At 67.9% G+C, this 17,300-nt stretch carries 20 protein-coding genes; 8 read left to right on the top strand and 12 right to left on the bottom strand.

Going from position 1 to position 17,300, the window contains the following annotated elements; genetic code table 11:
- The first annotated feature begins 177 nt into the window (after nt 1-177).
- Together ACOTSS_RS07155 and hemF are read left to right on the top strand one after the other, a co-directional pair.
- The gene (locus ACOTSS_RS07155) at nt 178-636 is read left to right on the top strand and encodes a tRNA (cytidine(34)-2'-O)-methyltransferase (RefSeq protein ID WP_448690808.1); all 459 of its coding nucleotides are present in this window, start codon (nt 178-180) and stop codon (nt 634-636) included.
- Nucleotides 633-1,493: an oxygen-dependent coproporphyrinogen oxidase gene (hemF, locus tag ACOTSS_RS07150; protein WP_448690807.1), complete on the top strand. Its 861-nt coding sequence runs from the start codon at nt 633-635 to the stop codon at nt 1,491-1,493. The genes ACOTSS_RS07155 and hemF overlap by 4 nt, the downstream gene beginning before the upstream one ends.
- 57 nt (nt 1,494-1,550) lie before the next feature.
- On the opposite strand, the gene ACOTSS_RS07145 is transcribed toward hemF, so the two are convergent.
- Nucleotides 1,551-2,423 (bottom strand): hypothetical protein, encoded by an 873-nt coding sequence (locus ACOTSS_RS07145; RefSeq protein WP_448690806.1) that lies wholly within the window; start codon nt 2,421-2,423, stop codon nt 1,551-1,553.
- 133 nt (nt 2,424-2,556) lie between these two features.
- Nucleotides 2,557-3,375: a hypothetical protein gene (locus tag ACOTSS_RS07140; protein ID WP_448690805.1), complete on the bottom strand. Its 819-nt coding sequence runs from the start codon at nt 3,373-3,375 to the stop codon at nt 2,557-2,559.
- A 128-nt stretch (nt 3,376-3,503) separates the two neighbouring features.
- Here ACOTSS_RS07140 and lipB point away from each other — a divergent pair, with 128 nt between their 5' ends.
- Both lipB and ACOTSS_RS07130 read left to right on the top strand, forming a co-directional pair.
- Nucleotides 3,504-4,157, top strand: a complete 654-nt coding sequence (gene lipB / locus ACOTSS_RS07135) for a lipoyl(octanoyl) transferase LipB (protein ID WP_448690804.1) — start codon at nt 3,504-3,506, stop codon at nt 4,155-4,157.
- Between the two features lie 9 nt (nt 4,158-4,166).
- Nucleotides 4,167-4,514: a hypothetical protein gene (locus tag ACOTSS_RS07130; RefSeq protein WP_448690803.1), complete on the top strand. Its 348-nt coding sequence runs from the start codon at nt 4,167-4,169 to the stop codon at nt 4,512-4,514.
- A 3-nt stretch (nt 4,515-4,517) separates the two neighbouring features.
- On the opposite strand, the gene queE is transcribed toward ACOTSS_RS07130, so the two are convergent.
- From queE to ACOTSS_RS07095, 7 genes are all read right to left on the bottom strand, one after another.
- Nucleotides 4,518-5,150, bottom strand: a complete 633-nt coding sequence (gene queE / locus ACOTSS_RS07125) for a 7-carboxy-7-deazaguanine synthase (protein ID WP_448690802.1) — start codon at nt 5,148-5,150, stop codon at nt 4,518-4,520.
- Between the two features lie 3 nt (nt 5,151-5,153).
- Entirely contained in the window at nt 5,154-5,846 is a 693-nt protein-coding gene (gene queC / locus ACOTSS_RS07120) for a 7-cyano-7-deazaguanine synthase QueC (protein WP_448690801.1), read from the bottom strand.
- 186 nt (nt 5,847-6,032) lie between these two features.
- Nucleotides 6,033-6,452 (bottom strand): DUF3617 domain-containing protein, encoded by a 420-nt coding sequence (locus ACOTSS_RS07115; RefSeq protein WP_448690800.1) that lies wholly within the window; start codon nt 6,450-6,452, stop codon nt 6,033-6,035.
- Between the two features lie 142 nt (nt 6,453-6,594).
- Nucleotides 6,595-7,509 carry an Hsp33 family molecular chaperone HslO gene (hslO, locus tag ACOTSS_RS07110; protein WP_448690799.1) on the bottom strand — a complete coding sequence of 305 codons (915 nt, stop codon included), beginning with the start codon at nt 7,507-7,509 and terminating at the stop codon, nt 6,595-6,597.
- On the bottom strand, nt 7,506-8,432 hold the full coding sequence (argF, locus tag ACOTSS_RS07105; RefSeq protein WP_448691303.1) for an ornithine carbamoyltransferase: 927 nt from the start codon (nt 8,430-8,432) through the stop codon (nt 7,506-7,508). Before argF ends, hslO begins: the two co-directional genes overlap by 4 nt.
- A 28-nt stretch (nt 8,433-8,460) precedes the next feature.
- Nucleotides 8,461-9,648 carry an acetylornithine transaminase gene (locus ACOTSS_RS07100; RefSeq protein ID WP_448690798.1) on the bottom strand — a complete coding sequence of 396 codons (1,188 nt, stop codon included), beginning with the start codon at nt 9,646-9,648 and terminating at the stop codon, nt 8,461-8,463.
- A gap of 278 nt (nt 9,649-9,926) precedes the next feature.
- Nucleotides 9,927-10,913: an LLM class flavin-dependent oxidoreductase gene (locus tag ACOTSS_RS07095; RefSeq protein ID WP_448690797.1), complete on the bottom strand. Its 987-nt coding sequence runs from the start codon at nt 10,911-10,913 to the stop codon at nt 9,927-9,929.
- Nucleotides 10,914-11,076: 163 nt separating this feature from the next.
- Between ACOTSS_RS07095 and ACOTSS_RS07090 the strand changes: the two genes are divergently transcribed.
- Nucleotides 11,077-11,994 carry an SDR family NAD(P)-dependent oxidoreductase gene (locus ACOTSS_RS07090; protein ID WP_448690796.1) on the top strand — a complete coding sequence of 306 codons (918 nt, stop codon included), beginning with the start codon at nt 11,077-11,079 and terminating at the stop codon, nt 11,992-11,994.
- 16 nt (nt 11,995-12,010) lie between these two features.
- Nucleotides 12,011-13,162: an acyl-CoA dehydrogenase family protein gene (locus tag ACOTSS_RS07085; RefSeq protein WP_448690795.1), complete on the top strand. Its 1,152-nt coding sequence runs from the start codon at nt 12,011-12,013 to the stop codon at nt 13,160-13,162.
- A gap of 93 nt (nt 13,163-13,255) precedes the next feature.
- Here the strand turns inward: ACOTSS_RS07085 and ACOTSS_RS07080 are convergent, their stop codons facing one another.
- Both ACOTSS_RS07080 and ACOTSS_RS07075 read right to left on the bottom strand, forming a co-directional pair.
- On the bottom strand, nt 13,256-14,101 hold the full coding sequence (locus ACOTSS_RS07080; RefSeq protein WP_448690794.1) for a hypothetical protein: 846 nt from the start codon (nt 14,099-14,101) through the stop codon (nt 13,256-13,258).
- A gap of 81 nt (nt 14,102-14,182) precedes the next feature.
- Nucleotides 14,183-15,445, bottom strand: a complete 1,263-nt coding sequence (locus tag ACOTSS_RS07075; protein WP_448690793.1) for a S8 family serine peptidase — start codon at nt 15,443-15,445, stop codon at nt 14,183-14,185.
- A gap of 112 nt (nt 15,446-15,557) precedes the next feature.
- Between ACOTSS_RS07075 and ACOTSS_RS07070 the strand changes: the two genes are divergently transcribed.
- Nucleotides 15,558-16,046, top strand: coding sequence for an RNA polymerase sigma factor (locus ACOTSS_RS07070; protein ID WP_448690792.1), 489 nt, complete (start codon nt 15,558-15,560; stop codon nt 16,044-16,046).
- Nucleotides 16,043-16,741: an anti-sigma factor family protein gene (locus tag ACOTSS_RS07065; RefSeq protein ID WP_448690791.1), complete on the top strand. Its 699-nt coding sequence runs from the start codon at nt 16,043-16,045 to the stop codon at nt 16,739-16,741. Before ACOTSS_RS07070 ends, ACOTSS_RS07065 begins: the two co-directional genes overlap by 4 nt.
- A 170-nt stretch (nt 16,742-16,911) precedes the next feature.
- Here ACOTSS_RS07065 and ACOTSS_RS07060 read toward each other — a convergent pair whose 3' ends face one another.
- Nucleotides 16,912-17,244: a hypothetical protein gene (locus ACOTSS_RS07060; RefSeq protein ID WP_095387495.1), complete on the bottom strand. Its 333-nt coding sequence runs from the start codon at nt 17,242-17,244 to the stop codon at nt 16,912-16,914.
- Between the last annotated feature and the right edge of the window lie 56 nt (nt 17,245-17,300).

Here is a 17,300-nt window from a genome sequence, read left to right as displayed (position 1 = left end):
GGTCGCCCTGTTTGCGCGCGCAGGACGCGGCGCATCCCGGCGGCCCCTCCGGGAATTGCGGGCCTGATAGCCGCACATCCGGGGCTTGCCAACAGGCAATTTCCCCTCGGGCCTCGCGCAGCGGCAGCGACAGCGATCAGGCTCGATTCGCGTGCCCGCGACAGCTATGGCGGCGGCATGGAAATCGCCCTGTTTCAGCCCGACATCGCCGGGAACGTCGGCACGACGCTGCGCACCGCCGCCTGTTTCGGCGTGCCCGCGCATATCATCGAGCCGTGCGGCTTCCCCTTTTCCGATGCGGCCTTGCGGCGCGCCGGGATGGATTATGCCGCGCGCGCCGACCTCCGACGCCACGCCGATTGGGCGGCGTTCGGCGGCTGGGCGGCGGGTGCCGGCAAACGGATCGTGCTGCTGACCACCGCGGGCGCGACTCCCCTGCCCGCTTTCGCCTTCGCGCCGGGTGATCTACTGTTGCTTGGCGCCGAATCCTCGGGCGTGCCGGCCCATGTGCACGATGCAGCGGCCGCGCGGATCGCGATTCCCATGCAGCCGGGCTTTCGCTCCTTGAATGTCGCGGTCGCGGCTGGCATCGCGCTCGCCGAGGCACTCCGGCAAACGAAAGGCTTTGCGGCATGATTTCGCTCGATCCCCAGCAACAGGCGGCGCGCAGCTGGTTCGAAACGCTGCGTGACCGCATCTGCGCCGAGTTCGAGGCGATCGAGGCCGAAGCGGGCAGCGACGCGCGCTTCGCCTATACGCCGTGGGACCGCGAGGCCGAGGGAATCACGCCCGGCGAGGGCGGCGGCGGCGTGCGCGGGGTGATGACCGGGCAGGTCTTCGAAAAGGTCGGAGTCAATGTCTCGACCGTCGGCGGCGAATTCGCGCCCGACTTCGCGGCGTCGATCAACGGCGCGAACGAGGACCCGCGCTTCTTCGCCACTGGCATCAGCCTCGTCGCGCATATGGCGAACCCGCACGTCCCCGCGGTGCATATGAACACGCGCTTCCTCGTCACGACGAAGCGCTGGTTCGGCGGCGGCGCCGACCTCAATCCGCCGATTCCCTATGCCGAGGACACCGACGCCTTCCATGCCCGCTTTCGCGCCGCATGCGCGCCCTATGGCCCCGATGTCTACGAGCGCTACGCCAAATGGGCCGACGATTATTTCTTCATCCCGCACCGCGGCGTCCACCGCGGGGTCGGGGGCATCTTCTACGACCATCTCGAATGCGGCGACGACGCCGAGTTCGATCGCAACTTCGCTTTCACGCAAGCTGTCGGCGAGGCGTTTCTCGATATTTTCCCGCAGATCGTCCGGCGGCGCATGGCCCTGCCCTTCACCGAGGCCGAGCGCGAGGAACAGCTCGTCTGGCGCGGCCGCTACGCCGAGTTCAACCTCGTGTACGACCGCGGCACGCTGTTCGGGCTCAAAACCGGCGGCAATATCGACGCGATCCTCATGAGCCTGCCGCCACTCGCCAAATGGGCCTGACGAAAAAGGGGCGCCCCGTCACCGGAGCGCCCCTCTGATCTCATTTCCCGGCTTGCGTCAGGCGAAAACGTCGCCCGAGGTTCCCGGCGAAATCGCGCGATAGATGCCGACGGGCGCCGACAGCGACACCATCACCATGGGCAGATAGACGATCAGCCCCATCACGATCATCGACAACATCGCGGCGAACCCCGAACCGCCCGCGAGCGCTCCCATGATTCCGCCGAAGATCAGGCCGGCGACGAAAGCATAGACGACGATCAGGATCGTGAGGAGGAGGTAGAAGCCGACGATCAGCCATTGCGATGCACCGGTCAGCTTCCAGGATTCGGTGATTCCGGTGATCGGGTTGCGCGTCAGCCGCTGCGCCATCACCGGGCCCGCCACCGAAAGCCGGCTCTGCAGCCAAAGGAAGAAGACGAGCACCGCGATATAATAGATGACGAGGATGAAGAGCGCGCCGCCGCTGATCGCGCCCGACTGCAACGCTCCCGGCGAGAAAGCCCCCGCCCCACCGAGCGCCGCGCCGAAGATCAGCGCGAAAATCAACGAAACGATGATGACCAGGATATAGGCCGCGATCATCACCACCATCATCCCGAGCGCAAAGGCCGGGCCGGCCTGAAAGGCCCAGCCGAAGTTCGGCGTTTCGCCCGGATGCAATCCCCCGCGCCAGATCAGCATGCCGACGGCATAGAGAATGACGGCGGCAAGGATCGCAAAAAGGAAAAGCCGGCTCATCGCACCCATCATCGCCGACGGATCGTTCGCCGCCATCGCCATCGCGGCGAATGTCGAGCCGAGCATGAGATAGCCGAGAATCCCGAGCACGATGATCGCGCCCCCGATCCACATCAGCATCTGCGTCCAATTGGCCTTCAGAAACGCGAACGTCTCCGAAAAGGCCGCACCGATACTCATCTTGACCATGATGTTCCCCCTGTTTGTTGAACCTTGCGCGTCCCTCTTGTCGTTGGATTGAATGCGACCCTCTTATATCACCGCGCGGTCGCGAGCGATCTTTTCCTTCCCCTACGGAAAGGCTGCATAGGACCGGCCTCTATCAGCTGAAGACCTCACCCGAATTGCGCATCGCGAGCTGGCGATAGATCGCGGCCACGATCGCCAGCGTGACCATGCCGCTGACTGCGGCCACACCGCCCTCGACCAGCCCGATCAGGATGCGCCCCGCACCGCTGCCCGTTCCGGCGACGGCGGCCACGATGCCGCCCAAAATCGCGGCGATGATCAGAACCACCAGCATGACCAGAAACAGGAACAGGAAAATCCGCCAGCCATTGCCCTTCGTCAGCGTCCAGGCCTCGCGAATCGCCACGAACGGATTGTGAACCGCCCGATCGGCGATCACCGCAGAGATCGTCGACAACCGCCCCCAGAAATAGGCTGCCAGTGCCGCGAAAATCAGCAAACCGAGGATCAGCAGCAGGATGGCCACGGAACCGCCCCCCGCAGCGATACCCGGCGCGAGCAGCACCAGCACGACAAACAGGAGCGCGGCGAACATGATCAACTGCACCGCGATCACCGTTGGCGCCATTTTGACCGCGAACATGAGCGCTTCGCCGACGCTCACCCCCGTTCGAGACAGCCACAGGCGCAGGATGCCGACCCCGCCGATCGCGGAGATGAGCGCGACCAGCAATTGATAGGGGATTGCCTGGCGCAGGTTCGCCCGCGCCGCCGCCATGATCTGGTCAAAGGTCGCTCCCGTCGCGGGTTCGATCGGCGTCGGCCCGAACCAGCTCACTGCCAGCGTCGGCAGGAAAAGGAATACGGCGGCGATCGCCCAGGTCAGGCCGCTGTATGATCGCAGAAGGACCATGCTGTCCTCCCAGGCTGCGCCCATGTCGAATTTCGGCATCAATATCCTGTCTTTGTCAGGCCCCTCGTTCGTGGAGACTGACGCCCCGCCTCCCCCTTGTCCAGCCTTGTTAACGATTTAGGCGCTCCCCCTTGCGCTCGGCCGCCGAGGCGGGCAGGAGGCGCGCGATGTCCCGCCTGCCGTCCCCCGAATGGAGCGTTTCGCCCGGCCTCACCGATTATCCCGCCGCGCTGGCCGACATGGAGGCGCGCGCCGCCGCCATTCACGCGGGCGAGGCCGGCGAGCGCATCTGGCTGATCGAGCATCCGCCGCTCTATACCGCGGGGACGAGCGCCGATCCCGCCGAGCTGCTCGACCCGCGTTTTCCCGTCTACGACGCCGGGCGCGGCGGACGCTATACCTATCACGGCCCCGGTCAGCGCGTCGGCTATGTCCAGCTCGACCTCAGCCATCGCGGCCGCGACGTCCGCGCCTATGTCTCGGCGCTCGAAGGCTGGGTGATCGATGCCCTCGCCGCGCTCGGCGTCGCGGCGCGGCGGGCCGAGGGGCGCATCGGCATCTGGACCGACGACCCGCAGGGCCGCGAGGCGAAGATCGGCGCGATCGGCGTGCGCGTACGGCGCTGGGTGACGCTGCACGGCTTCTCGCTCAACATCGCGCCCGACCTCACTCATTTCGGCGGGATCGTGCCGTGCGGGATCGCCGAATTCCCTGTGACCAGCCTCGCCGCATTGGGGAAGCAGGCGGGTTTCGCCGAGGTCGATGGCGCGCTGGCGGCGGCCCTTCCCGCCTTTCTCGACAAGCTTTCGCCGAGCGATTAGGAGGGGCGCATGATCCGTCTTCTCCTGTCCTCCGCCCTCCTCCTGTCGCTCGCGGCCTGCGGAGGCGGCGATTCGGGCGGCTCGTCGACGACCAAGCTCGACGCGGTCGAGGTGCAGCCGGGCACGATCAGCGATTCGATGATCATTCTCGACGATTCGAGCGTCGACGGCACAGCGGTCGACAACAGCGTGCCCGACGATGGCAGCGCCAAGAAGACCGAGAAGAAGGATGAGGACACGGCCGACGACGCTGCAACGGATGATGCGGGCGAAACGGAAAATCCCGACGCCGTCGCCGCCCCGGCAGCCAAGAAGGCGGTGACCACGGCCCCCGCCCCCAAAGCTTCGACCGAATAAAGCTTAACGCAACCCCAGGCTCTTGTGCGTCTGGAGCGACAGGCGCCAGCGCGGGTCGGCCATCACCAGATCGATGCAGGCGCGAACATTGGCGGCCGCGTTCGGGTCGTCGAGCGGCTGGACCAGATGATGCGCGAAATCGAGCGTCGCGAAGCGCTCCACATCGCTGCCCGGCTGCGGCCAGACGAGCTTCAATTCATCGCCGCTCGTCTGAACGAGTTCGCTGCCCGCCTTGGGACTGACGCAGATCCAGTCGATACTGCGCGGCACCGCGAGCGTGCCGTTGGTCTCGATGGCGATGGTGAAACCGCGCTCGTGGAGCGCCGCGATCAGCGCGTCGTCGACCTGGAGCATCGGCTCGCCGCCCGTCAGCACGACGTAACGGTCATCGCTCCCCGCGCCCCATGCCCCGGCAATGCGATTGGCGAGCGCCGCCGCATCGGCATATTTGCCGCCGAACGTCCCGTCGGTGCCGACGAAATCGGTGTCGCAGAAGCGGCAGACCGCCTTCGCGCGGTCAGCCTCGCGCCCCGTCCACAGATTGCAGCCGGTAAAGCGGCAAAAGACCGCGCGGCGGCCCGCCTGCGCGCCCTCCCCCTGCAGGGTCAGGAAAATCTCTTTGACGGCGTAGGCCATGATTCAGGCGTAGCGCGTCGGGTCGGCCAGCCCGGCGTCGGCGAAGCCCTTGCTGCGCAGCCGGCAGCTATCGCAATGGCCACAGTGCAGCCCTTCAGGCGTCGGGTCGTAGCACGACCAGCTCATCCCGGCGTCCATGCCCAGCCGCGCGGCCTCGGCGGCGATGTCGGCCTTGGTCATGTGCTGGAGCGGGGCGTGGATATGGAAATCGACGCCCTTGTCGCCGTCACGCGTCGCGAGGCGCGCGAGCGCCTCGAAACCCGCGATGAATTCGGGGCGGCAATCGGGATAGCCCGAATAGTCGAGCGCATTGACCCCGATCACGATGTCCTGTGCGCGCCGCGCCTCGGCGAGGCCGAGCGTGAGCGACAGGAAGATCAGGTTGCGCGCGGGCACATAGGTGACCGGAACGTCGCTCGCTTCGCCGATCGGGCCGTCCTTCGGGACGTCGATGTCGGCGGTCAGCGCCGAGCCGCCGAAGCGGCGAAGGTCGAGCGGGAGCACGATATGCTCGGCCGCGGCGACATGGTCGGCGATGCGCGCGGCCGATTCGAGTTCGACGCGGTGGCGCTGGTTGTAATCGACCGTCAGCGCGACGATCCGCGCCCCCGCCTCGCGCGCGAGGCCGGCGCAGACCATCGAGTCGAGCCCGCCCGACAGGAGGACGATGACCGTTTTTCCGTGCATGTCGTGCATCGGCGCCCGATACGCCTCGGCAGCCAAGCGTGCAAGGGCGCGTGCTGCACCGCACCAAGAAAATGGGCCGCGCGGCGAGGCCGGCGGCCCAGTTCGGCATGAAGCCGTAGGGAGAAGGACACACATCGGTGCGTCATTCGTCCCCCGATAGCGCGGGATGGTTAATTTCGCGTTACGGTGGGGGGATCAGCCGCCGGTGCACGCCCCGACGCGGCGCGCTTCGATCGCCTGCGAGAAGGGCTTGCCGTTCGCGATCCCCTGCGTGTCGATCTGCACCAGCCGGTTGGTTTCCGAACGAATCGTCGTGCGGCCGTGCCCGGCGCCGGGGCAGGTATAATGCACCGTCACCGAATCCGGCTTGTCCTCGATCACATAGCGCGAGCAGCCGCTGCGCGGGTGATAAATCTGGATCATCCGCCGCGCGTCGCCGAGGCACATCGACTGCATAACGTCGGTCTTGCCGCGTTCGCTGAGCTGCCAGCGGCCCTTTTCGAGCCGGTCGAGCATCGCAAGCGACGGCCCCTGCGCCGGAACCGCCGCGGTGCTTGCCAGCACCAGCGTCGCGCCCGCCAAAATCCATCGAAAAAAAGGAGAGAAGATCGCCATATCCACCTATCCACCTGGCCACCCACAACCGGGCGAGAGTGCGACCCCGTTCGCAAGGAGATAGCAATCCAGCCGCGGCCTTTCAACCGCCCGGCCCTCGATAACCTCGCTTCGCCGATGGAGAAAACCGCCCGGAGGGCGCTCAGTCCCGCGCGCCGATCTCGCCGAGCGGAATGGGGAAGACGCGCGAGCAAAAGGCGCAATCGACCTGGATCAGCCCCTGCTCGTCCGCCATTTCGCGGCGTTCGCTTTCGGGAAATTGCGCGAGCACGCCGGCAAAATAGCCGGTGCTGCACCGGCAGCCGCGCGATATGGCGACACCCGGCTCGATGCGCACCTCATCCTCGTGGAACAGGCGCCATGCGAGCGTTTCGAGCGAGGTCGCGGGGTCGGTCAGTTCCTCGGGCTTCAGCGTTTCCGCGATCGTCCGCGCATGCTCCCATTCGGGAAGGTCGTGGCGGACGTGCAGCCGGTCGCGGCCGACCTCGCCCTCCGGCAGATGCTGGAGCAGCAGGCCCCCGGCGACGCAGCCCGCTTCGGCATCGTGACGCGCCGCGAGCCTGATCAGACTCGAAATCTGCTCGGACTGCTCGAAATAATGTTCGGCGGCGTCGCCGATCGACGCCCCTTCGAGCGGGACGATTCCCTGATAGCGCTCGCCCGTCGTCGCCTGATCGAAGGTGATCGCGAGGAACCCCTCGCCGAACAGGGCGAACAGCGTCGGCTCGGGACCGATCTCGGCGAGCCGTTCGGCGTCGAACTTCAGATAGCCGCGAAGCTCGCCGCCGCGATAGTCGCAGACGAGCAGTTCGACCGGCCCGCCGCCGGTCTGCGCCTGCAGCGTGAGTTGGCCCTTTTCGTCCTTGAGCGTCGAGCCGAGCAGCACGGTGAGGACAAGCGCTTCGGCCAGCAGCTTTTCCGCAACCGGCGGATAGCTATGCGCCGCGACGATCGTGCGCAGCGCCGGCCCCAGCCGCACCAGCCGTCCGCGGACATGGCGTTCGGCGATGGTGAAGAGCAGCGGCTGGTCGAACCAGGTCTCGACGGTGTCGCTCACAGCTTTTCCAGCGCCCAAAGGAGGACGGATTTCTGCGCGTGAACGCGGTTTTCAGCCTCATCCCAAACGCGCGACTGCGATCCGTCGATCACCGCGTCGACGACCTCCTCGCCGCGATGCGCGGGCAGGCAGTGGAGGAAGAGCGCATCGCCTTTCGCCGCGCCCATCAGCCGCTCGTCGACCTGGAACGGCGCCATCGCCGCGAGCTTGCCCAGCGCATGGTCCTGCCCCATCGACACCCAGGTATCGGTGACGACGACGTCGGCGCCCGCCGCCGCCTCGCGCGCGTCGCGCACGACGTCGATCCGCGCACCCTTCGCGCGTGCCGCTTCGACGAAGGCCGGGTCGGGGTCGTAGCCCTGCGGGCATCCCGCGCGGACGTTGAAGCCGAACAGCCCCGCCGCCTCGATCAGCGAGGCGAGCACGTTATTTCCATCGCCGAGCCACGCGAGTTCGAGCCCCGGCAGCGCCTTGCCGCTTTCGACCAGCGTCAGCAGGTCGGCGACGATCTGGCACGGATGCGACAGGTCGGTCAGACCGTTGATCACCGGCACGCTGGCATGCGCGGCCAGTTCCTCGATCTTCGCATGATCGTCGGTTCGGATCATGATCGCGTCGACATAGCGCGACAGGACCCGCGCCGTATCGGCGATGGTCTCGCCGCGGCCGAGCTGGGTGGCTCCCGCGTCGAGGATCATCGCGCTGCCGCCTAGTTGACGCATCGCCATGTCGAACGAGACGCGGGTGCGGGTCGAACTCTTCTCGAACACCATCGCCAGAACATGGTCCGCGAGCGGCTTGTCGGCGTCGGGCCGGCCCGTGGGCCAGCCCGCGCGCGCCGCCTTGCGGTCGATCGCGTCGGCCAGCATCGCCGCGACGGCATCGCCGCCGGCGTCCGACAGGTTCAGGAAATGCCGCATCAGGCCCTCCGTTCTACAGGAACGGAAAACATCAGGACTCGGGCGGCGTATAGCTCGCCGCGCCCGCCGACAGCTTTTCGATGCACTCGTCGATATGGCCCTGCCCGATGTTGAGCGGCGGCAGGATGCGCACGACATTGTCGCCCGCCGCCACCGTCAGCAGCCCGTGATTGTCGCGCAGATGCGCAACGAAGGCACGGCTGTCGGACTTGAGCTTGACCCCCAGCATCAGCCCCATGCCGCGCACGCTGTCGAACAGATGGTCGTGATTGGGGATGAGCTGCTCAAGCGCGCCGCGGAGCCGCTCGCCGGTCGCCTTGACCTGGTCGAGGAAGCCTTCCTCGAGGATCACGTCGAACACCGCCTGCCCCGCCGCCATCGCGAGCGGATTGCCGCCATAGGTCGACCCGTGGGTGCCGATCACCATGCCGCGCGCCGCCTTTTCGGTCGCGAGGCACGCGCCCATCGGGAAGCCGCCGCCGATGCCCTTCGCGCTCGCCATGATGTCGGGGGCGATGCCATATTGCTCATAGGCATAGAGGGTTCCCGTGCGCGCGACGCCGCACTGCACCTCATCGAAGATCAACATCAGGTCGCGCTTGTCGCAGACGTCGCGCAGCGCCTGCAGGAAGGGCTGCGACGCGGGGCGGATGCCGCCCTCGCCCTGCACCGGTTCGACCAGGAAACCCGCGGTATTGTCGTCGACCAGATCGAGCGCGGCATTGACGTCGTCGAACGGCGCATAGGCGAAACCGGGCAGCAGCGGGTCGAAGCCCTTGCGCAGCTTTTCCTGATTGGTTGCCGAGATCGTGCCCAGCGTGCGGCCGTGGAAGGCGTTGTTGAAGGTGATCAGGTTATGCTTTTCGGCATTGCCCGCGCTCGAATGATAGGCGCGCGCGGTCTTGATCGCGCATTCGACCGCCTCGGCGCCCGAATTGGTGAAGAAGACGGTGTCGGCGAATGTGTTCTCGACGAGCCGCGCGGCGAAGGCCTCGCCCTGCGGACTGCCGTAGAGGTTCGACACGTGCATCAGCGTCGCCGCCTGATCCTGGATCGCCTTCGTCAGGTGCGGATGGCTGTGACCGAGCAGGTTGACCGCGATGCCGCTCGCGAAATCCAGATAGCGCTCGCCTCGCTCGCCGATCAGATAGGCGCCTTCGCCGCGCACCGGACGCACTGCGCACCGGGGGTAAACGGGCATCAGCGGCGTGATCGACATGGCACAGCACCTTTCCAGACAGGCAAAGTAAAAAGGCGACCCCATGCGGGCCGCCCGATTGGCGCCGTCCCTATACCGCCGCGGCCGGAGGCGCGTCAACACGGGGACCTTTAAGCGGCGAACCATGTAGAACCGCATCCCCGAGCGAAGTCGAGGCGGCGACGCCCGCGGGTTCTCGCTGCGCTCGAACGGGCCCCTCGTCTTCGGCCAAAGGCCGAAGTTTATCCTGAGCGCCCGCCAGGGCAGTCGAAGGGCTCGGAGATGCGGCGATATTTCGCTTAAAGCGATTTCGCCGCTTCCATCGCGAGCGCCACCGAATGTTTGCGCGCGTCATGATCGTACATCGACGAAGCGACGATCACCTCCTCGACCCCGGTGCGCGCGACGAAGGCCTTGAGGCCCGCCGCGACGTCGTCGACGGTACCGACCGCCGAACATTGCAGCACATGATCGAGGATCGCGCGCGCATTGGGCGGCAGGCTGTCCTTATAGCCTTCGAGCGGCGGCTTCATCTTGCCCGGATTGCCGGTGCGCAGCGCGACGAAGGCCTGCTGCTGCGACGATGCGAGCAGTTCGGCCTCCTCGCGCGTATCGGCCGCGAAGACATTGAACGCCGCGGCGGCATAGGGCTCGGAAAGCTGCGCCGACGGCTTGAACTGGCGGCGATAGATGTCGAGCGCTTCGTCGAGCGCGTCGGGCGCGAAATGGCTGGCGAAGGCGTAGGGCAGCCCCAGCATCGCCGCGAGCTGCGCGCCGAACAGGCTCGATCCCAGGATCCACAGCGGCACCTGGCTCCCCTCCCCCGGCACCGCGCGGATACCGAGCCGCTCGTCGCCGGCAAGGAAGGCCTGCAGTTCGACCACATCCTGCGGGAATTGCCGCTCGTCGCTCGCGAGGTTGCGGCGCAGCGCCTGCGCGACGCGCTGGTCCGAGCCGGGTGCACGGCCCAGCCCCAGGTCTATCCGGCCGGGGAACAGCGCCTCGAGCGTGCCGAACTGTTCGGCGATCACCATCGGCGCGTGGTTGGGCAGCATGATCCCGCCAGCGCCGATGCGGATGCTCTGCGTCGCATGGCCGACATGCGCGAGCACGACCGAGGTCGCGGCACTCGCGATTCCCGCCATGCCGTGATGCTCGGCGACCCAATAGCGATGATAGCCGAGCGCCTCGGCATGACGGGCGAGATCGGCGGCGTTGGCGAGCGATTGGGCGATCGTCCCGCTGTCTGTGACAGGGACGAGGTCGAGGAAGGAAAGTTTCGGCATGAAACCGATATGCGGTGGGTGCGCAGGAGGTTCAACCTTCTCTTCGCCTCCATCAAGGGAAAAGCGCGCTAGTGTTTTTCACATATATGAAAAATACTTCTATATATTGAAGTATTGCACCCACTCCCCTAGCCCGGTTCGACGAAAATATGGGAGACTCGGCATGAGCGGGCTGTTGGCGGACAAGGTGGTGGCGGTGACCGGCGCGGGGCGCGGGGTCGGGCGCGAGATCGCGCTGCTCTGCGCACGCGAGGGCGCGGCGGTGGTGGTCAACGACCTCGGCACCTCGGGCGAAGGCGAAGGCGCCGACCTGTCGCCCGCCGAGGAGACGGTGAACGACATCAAGGCAGCGGGCGGCCGCGCCATCGTCAACGGCGCGAGCGTCGCCGACCCCAAGGGCGCGGCGAGCATCGTCGAGGATGCGGTGCGGCATTTCGGGCGCATCGACGCGGTGGTGAACAATGCCGGCATCCTGCGCGACCGCATCTGGCACAAGCTGAGCCACGAGGACTGGAACGCGGTGATCGACGTCCATCTGAACGGCTGCTTCAACGTGTCGAAGGCCGCGACGCCCTATTTCCGCGAGCAGGGGTCGGGCAGCTTCATCCACTTCACCTCGACCAGCGGGCTGATCGGCAATTTCGGGCAGGCCAATTATTCGGCGGCGAAACTGGGCATCGTCGGCCTGTCGCAGTCGATCGCGCTCGACATGGCGCGCGCCGGAGTGCGGTCGAACTGCATCGCGCCCTTCGCATGGAGCCGGATGACCGCGTCGATCCCCGCCTCGACCCCCGAGGAACTCGAGCGGGTCGAGCGGATGAAGACGATGAGCGCCGACAAGATCGCGCCGCTCGTCGCCTTCCTCGCCAGCGACGCGGCGGAGGAGGTCACCAACCAGATTTTCGGCGTGCGCAAGAACGAGATATTCCTCTTTTCGAAGCCGCGCCCGATCCGTTCGATGCAGAAAAGCGAGGGCTGGACCGCGCAGGCGATCGCCGACGAGATGCTGCCCGCGTTCCGCCCGAGCTTCGCCCGGCCCGACGAGCGGTCGGGCGATATCTTCGGCTATGACCCGATCTGAGGGAGCGAGACCGCCGATGCACGATTATACCGCCATCCGCGAAGAGGTCGCGAAGCTGTGCGCCGCCTTTCCCGGCCCCTATTGGCAGGCGAAGGACCGCGCCCGCGAATATCCATCGGAATTCGTCGCGGCGCTGGGCGAAGCGGGCTATCTCGCCGCGCTGATCCCCGAGGACTATGGCGGCGCGGGCCTGCCCTTGTCGGCCGCCGCGGCGATCCTCGGGGAGATCCAGCGTCAGGGCTGCAACGGCGGCGCGGTACACGCGCAAATGTATGTGATGGGCACCGTGCTGCGCCACGGGTCTGAGGAGCAGAAGGCGCGCTACCTGCCCCGCGTCGCGACGGGCGAGCTGCGCCTGCAGGCGTTCGGGGTCACCGAACCGACGAGCGGCACCGATACGCTGAGCCTGAAGACCACCGCCAGGCGCGACGGCGATCATTACATCGTCAACGGCCAGAAATTGTGGACCAGCCGCGCCGAGCATAGCGACCTGATGATCCTGCTCGCGCGCACCACCCCGCGCGAGGAAGCCGCGAGCCGCACCGAGGGCCTGTCGGTCTTCCTCGTCGACATGAAGGAGGCGCTCGCCGCCGGGACGCTGTCGATCCGGCCGATCGACACGATGATGAACCATGCGACGACCGAGGTCTTCTTCGACAATATGCGCATCCCCGTCGCGAACCTGATCGGCGAGGAGGGCAAGGGGTTCCGCTACATCCTCTCGGGCATGAACGCCGAGCGGCTGCTGATCGCCGCCGAGTGCATCGGCGATGCGAAGTGGTTCATCGAGAAGGCGAGTGCATACGCCAAGGAGCGCGTGCTGTTCGGTCGCCCGATCGGCCAGAATCAGGGGGTGCAGTTTCCCATCGCGCGCGCCTATGCGCAGATGCGCGCCGCCGAACTGCTCGTCCACGACGGCATCGCCCGATATGAGGCGGGCGAGAATGCCGGGGCCGAGGCGAATATGGCGAAGATGCTCGCCGCCGAGGCGAGCTGGGCCGCGGGCGAGGCGTGCATCCAGACCCACGGCGGTTTCGGTTTCGCCGCCGAGTATGACATCGAACGCAAGTTCCGCGAAACGCGCCTCTATCAGGTCGCGCCGATCAGCACGAACATGATCCTCTCCTATGTCGCCGAGCATGTGCTGGGGATGCCGCGGAGTTATTGAGGGGCACGCAAAAAGAACGGGCCGCCCGGTCAGACGGCCCGTCCAGTCGATAGCCGGCGCGTCCAGGCGGATCCGCCGGCTACCCCTTGTTCGTCAGTTTGCGGCCGCTTCCTGCTGCTTGGCCTCGTCCTTGAGCTGCCCCTTGGTCATGCCCGTGACGAGCGCATTGCCCGAGCCCGAGAAGCTGGCCGCCGGAAGCGTCGCGACGCGGTCGCCGACCTCGACACTCACCGCCTGCACGACGCCCTGTCCGGTCTGGCGCACGTCATGGACGTAGCCGATCACCTTGCCGCGCGGGTCGGTGACGGGCATGCCCGGAGCGACCGCGAACATGCCGTCGCCCGAAGCCGCGCCGCTGCCCGCCGCGGCGAGCTGGCCGAGGCTGCCCTGGAAGCTGCCCGCGGCCGAGCCGGCGCCATTGGCGCTGCCCGAGACGTTCGACAGAGCGCCGCCCGCCCGGTCGCGGACAGTCCCGACCGCACCGCGCGCGGTGCCCGTTGCGGTCGAAGCCGCGCCCCGTGCCGTGCCGACCGCGCCGCGCGCGGTCTGGCCGACGAAATCGGTGCCGACGGCCTGCGCGTCGACGCTGCCGCTGCCTGACGCGCTGCCCGAACCGCTCGCCTGGGTGCCGAGCGTGTCGCCGAGCAGCCCGGCGTCGGCCGATCCCTTGCCGCGCGCATCGGCGTCGCCGTGCCCGCGGACGCGGCCCGAGCGGCGGTCGACGTCGACGTCGCCGCGCCCCGAACCGGTGAGGTCGCCCGTCGTGCCGATCGTGCTGCCGATCGATCCGGTGGGATTGCCGAGCGTGCCGCCCAGCGTGCCGCCGAGGCTGCCACCAAGCCCGCCGCTGCCACCGAGCAACTGCGCCGAAGCGGGGGTCGCGAAGACGAGCGCCGAGGCGATCAGCGCGGCGGCGGAAATATGGGTACGATAAGCCATGATGCTTCTCCTGATGCTGTGGCCCGGAGGGGTGGGCCTGGAAGGAGAACGATGAGGCTGCGGATTTTCTTCCCGAAAAAATCAGCGGCCGCAATCGCCGCAGATGAGACCATAGCCGGTCTGCTTGTCACGGCCCTTCTTGCCGAGGTCGCGCGCCTCGGCGACCAGCGCGCGGATCGCGGGGTCGATGCGTTCGACGGCGGGCGTCGGATAAAGGCGCGCGAGGCGTCCGGCGACGAGCGGCGCGGCGAAGGAGGTGCCACGCAGCCGATCGGTGCTCGCCGCCCCCGTCGCCGCGAGCACCGCATCGCCGGGCGCGGCGAAATCGACCTGCGCCGCGCGGCCGGCCTCGCGAAGCACATGCCCCCTGGCATCGACCCCCGTCACCCCGAGCACGCCCGCGTAGGCGGCGGGATAGACGGCGGGCGCGGCGGGGCCGTCGTTGCCGACCGCCGCGACGATCAGCAACCCACGCCCCTGCGCGCGCCGGATCGCGAGCGCGAGCAGCTTGTTGTCGGGGCCGACAAGGCTGATCGTGACGACCGCCGCGCCGCGCTGCACGAACCAGCCGAGCGCGCGGGCGATCGCGCTCGCGTTGCCGCCCGCGGGATCGGCGCCATAGACATCGGCGGCGAGCAGCCGCGCGCCCGGCGCGGCGCCGCGCACCGCCCCCTCGCCGATCAGCAGCGAGGCGACGGCGGTGCCGTGACGGCTGGGGCTGGGCGCTCCGCGCGCGAAGCCGCGCTGCTCGACGCGCCCCGCGACAGACGGATGCGCCGCGACGCCGCCGTCGATCAGCCCCAGCGACGCGCGACCGGGCGTTGCGGCGGCGAGTGCTGCCGTGGACAGAACGGCGCCGGCGGTCCCGCCGCTGCCGCTCGCGAAATAGAGATTATCGGCGTCGACCTCGGCCTCGGGGAGCAGCTTCGCGAGCTGTTTCTGCGCGCGCGCCAGGCTGCGGCCGTCGGGCACACGAAAGCGGGCGATGTCGAGATCGAGCCCCTCGATCCGCTCGCGGCTCTCCAGCGCGAAGCCTTCGCTGGCCGCGCGCGCGATCATCGCCGCGTCGACCCCGGCCGCGACGAGGATGCCGCGCACCGCGAGCTGGTCGTCGCGGTCGAGCTCGACCGCGTCGGGGTGCTCGCGGAGCAGCGCGGCGACCCGGTCGAGCCGCAGCCGGCCCAGCGTGCGGTCGAGGTCGATCAGCGGCCGCTCGCCGATCCGCGGCAGCGGGGGAAGCTCCGGGAGCTGGACCGGCGGCAGCGCGATCTGCGCCGCCGCGCGCGGCCCGGCGCCCGCGAGCAGCAGGCAGAGCGTCAGCATCAGGGCGGTCGGCAGTCGCATTCCATCTCCTCGCGCATCGCCGAAGAGACGACCGCGCGAAATTTTTTAGCAGGATGCGGAAGAAACGATAGAAGGTCGTCGTTTCTTCCGCAGTCATGCGAAAAGGCAGGCGATGCGCTTTGAAGATGAACTGGTCGGGCTGTTGCCGCGCCTGCGCCGTTTTGCGCGCGGCTTGGCGCGCGATGCGAGCGATGCCGACGACCTGTGCCAGGCGGCCATCGAGCGCGCGCTGAAATCGCGCGACCAATGGAGCCACGGAACGAGACTGGACAGCTGGATGTACCGCATCACCCGCAACCTGTGGATCGACGAGCGCCGCGCCGCCGCGCGCCGCGGCGTTCAGAAGCCGATCGATGAGGCCGCGCTGCAAGTCGCAGGCGACGGCGCCGCGCATGTCGAGGCGGGAGCGCTGCGCGGCGACGTCGACGGCGCGATGGCGCATCTGCCCGACGAACAGCGCGAAGTGGTGATGCTCGTCCTCGTCGAGGGCTATGCCTATCGCGAGGCGGCCGAGATATTGGAAGTGCCGATCGGCACCATCACCTCGCGCCTCGCGCGCGGGCGCGAGACGTTGATGCACCTGTTGGGAGAAGCGGCATGACGATCGACCGTGCCACCATCGCCGCCTATGTCGACGGCGAACTCGACGATGTCGCGGCGCGCCGCGTCGAGCGCGCCGCCGAGGCCGACCCCGAAATCGCCGAAGCCATCGCGCGCCACCGCGCGCTGACCGCGACGCTGGCGGCGCATTACGGCCCGGTCGCCGAAGAGGCGGTGCCGGACCGGCTGCTCGACCTGATCGCGAGCGCGGGGCGCGTCGACACCAGCCTCGCCGTGCGACGCGAAGCGAAGCGGGCGCGGTTCGACATGATGCAATGGGGCGCGATCGCGGCGTCGCTGGCGCTCGGGCTGACGATCGGGCTGCGGCCGTGGCTGCCCGCCGAACCGGTCGCGGTCCAGGGCGGCGCGCTGGTCGCCGCGGGACCGCTGTCCGAAGCGCTCGATACCCAGCTCGCGTCGAACCAGCCGGCGGATGCGCCGGTGCGGATCGGCCTCAGCTTCCGCGACCGCACGGGCCGCTATTGCCGTAGCTTCGAAAGCGCCGCGGTCGACGGCATCGGGTGCCGCGCCGACGGGCTCTGGCGGCTCGAGCGGACGACGCCCGGCGCGGCGGCGACCGACTATCGGCAGGCCGCGTCGGGAAGCCTCGCGGCCGCGGCGGCAGACATGATGGCGGGGGATGCGCTGGATGCAGGCGCCGAACGAGCGGCGCGCGACGGGGGCTGGAGGGGCTGACCCTTTCGCCCTCACGGGAGGCGGCATAAATCGTCATTGCGAGCGAAGCGAAGCAATCCAGAGCGGTATACGCTATTCTGGATTGCTTCGCTTCGCTCGCAATGACCGGGCATGGGCAAGGGCAGGCGCCATGCGGCGCCCGCCCTTCCCTTCACAACCCGCCAGCGGGATCAGCCGAGGATCACGCGCGCGGCGCGATAGCCCTTCTTGCGCATTTCCTTCACATAATCCTTGTCGGCGTCGATGACCTCGGTCTGCCACTCGTCCCAGGCATCCCAGCGGTCCTCGCGGTCGGTCGCGTGGCGAAGGTCGCTGCCGAGTTCCTTTTCGGCCTCGGCGATGTCGGCGCGATAATTATACCAATATTGGTTGTAGACCCCGGCGATCGGCGTGTCCCGGATTTCGGGCGTCTGGAAGCCCGGAGGCGCTTCGTAGCGCGGGCCGCCCGCGGCAACCGACGCCGGAAGAGCGAGCAACAGTGCGAGCGTGGTCCATGTCTTCATCGTTCGTCTCCTTCATGACCTGTCGTCAGAAGGAGGAACGAAGGAGGGCGCCCGAT

It is taken from the genome of Sphingopyxis sp. NJF-3 (assembly GCF_053514865.1).
Note: the sequence above shows the minus strand (reverse complement) of the source record. Positions and strands in the feature narration are given on the sequence as shown.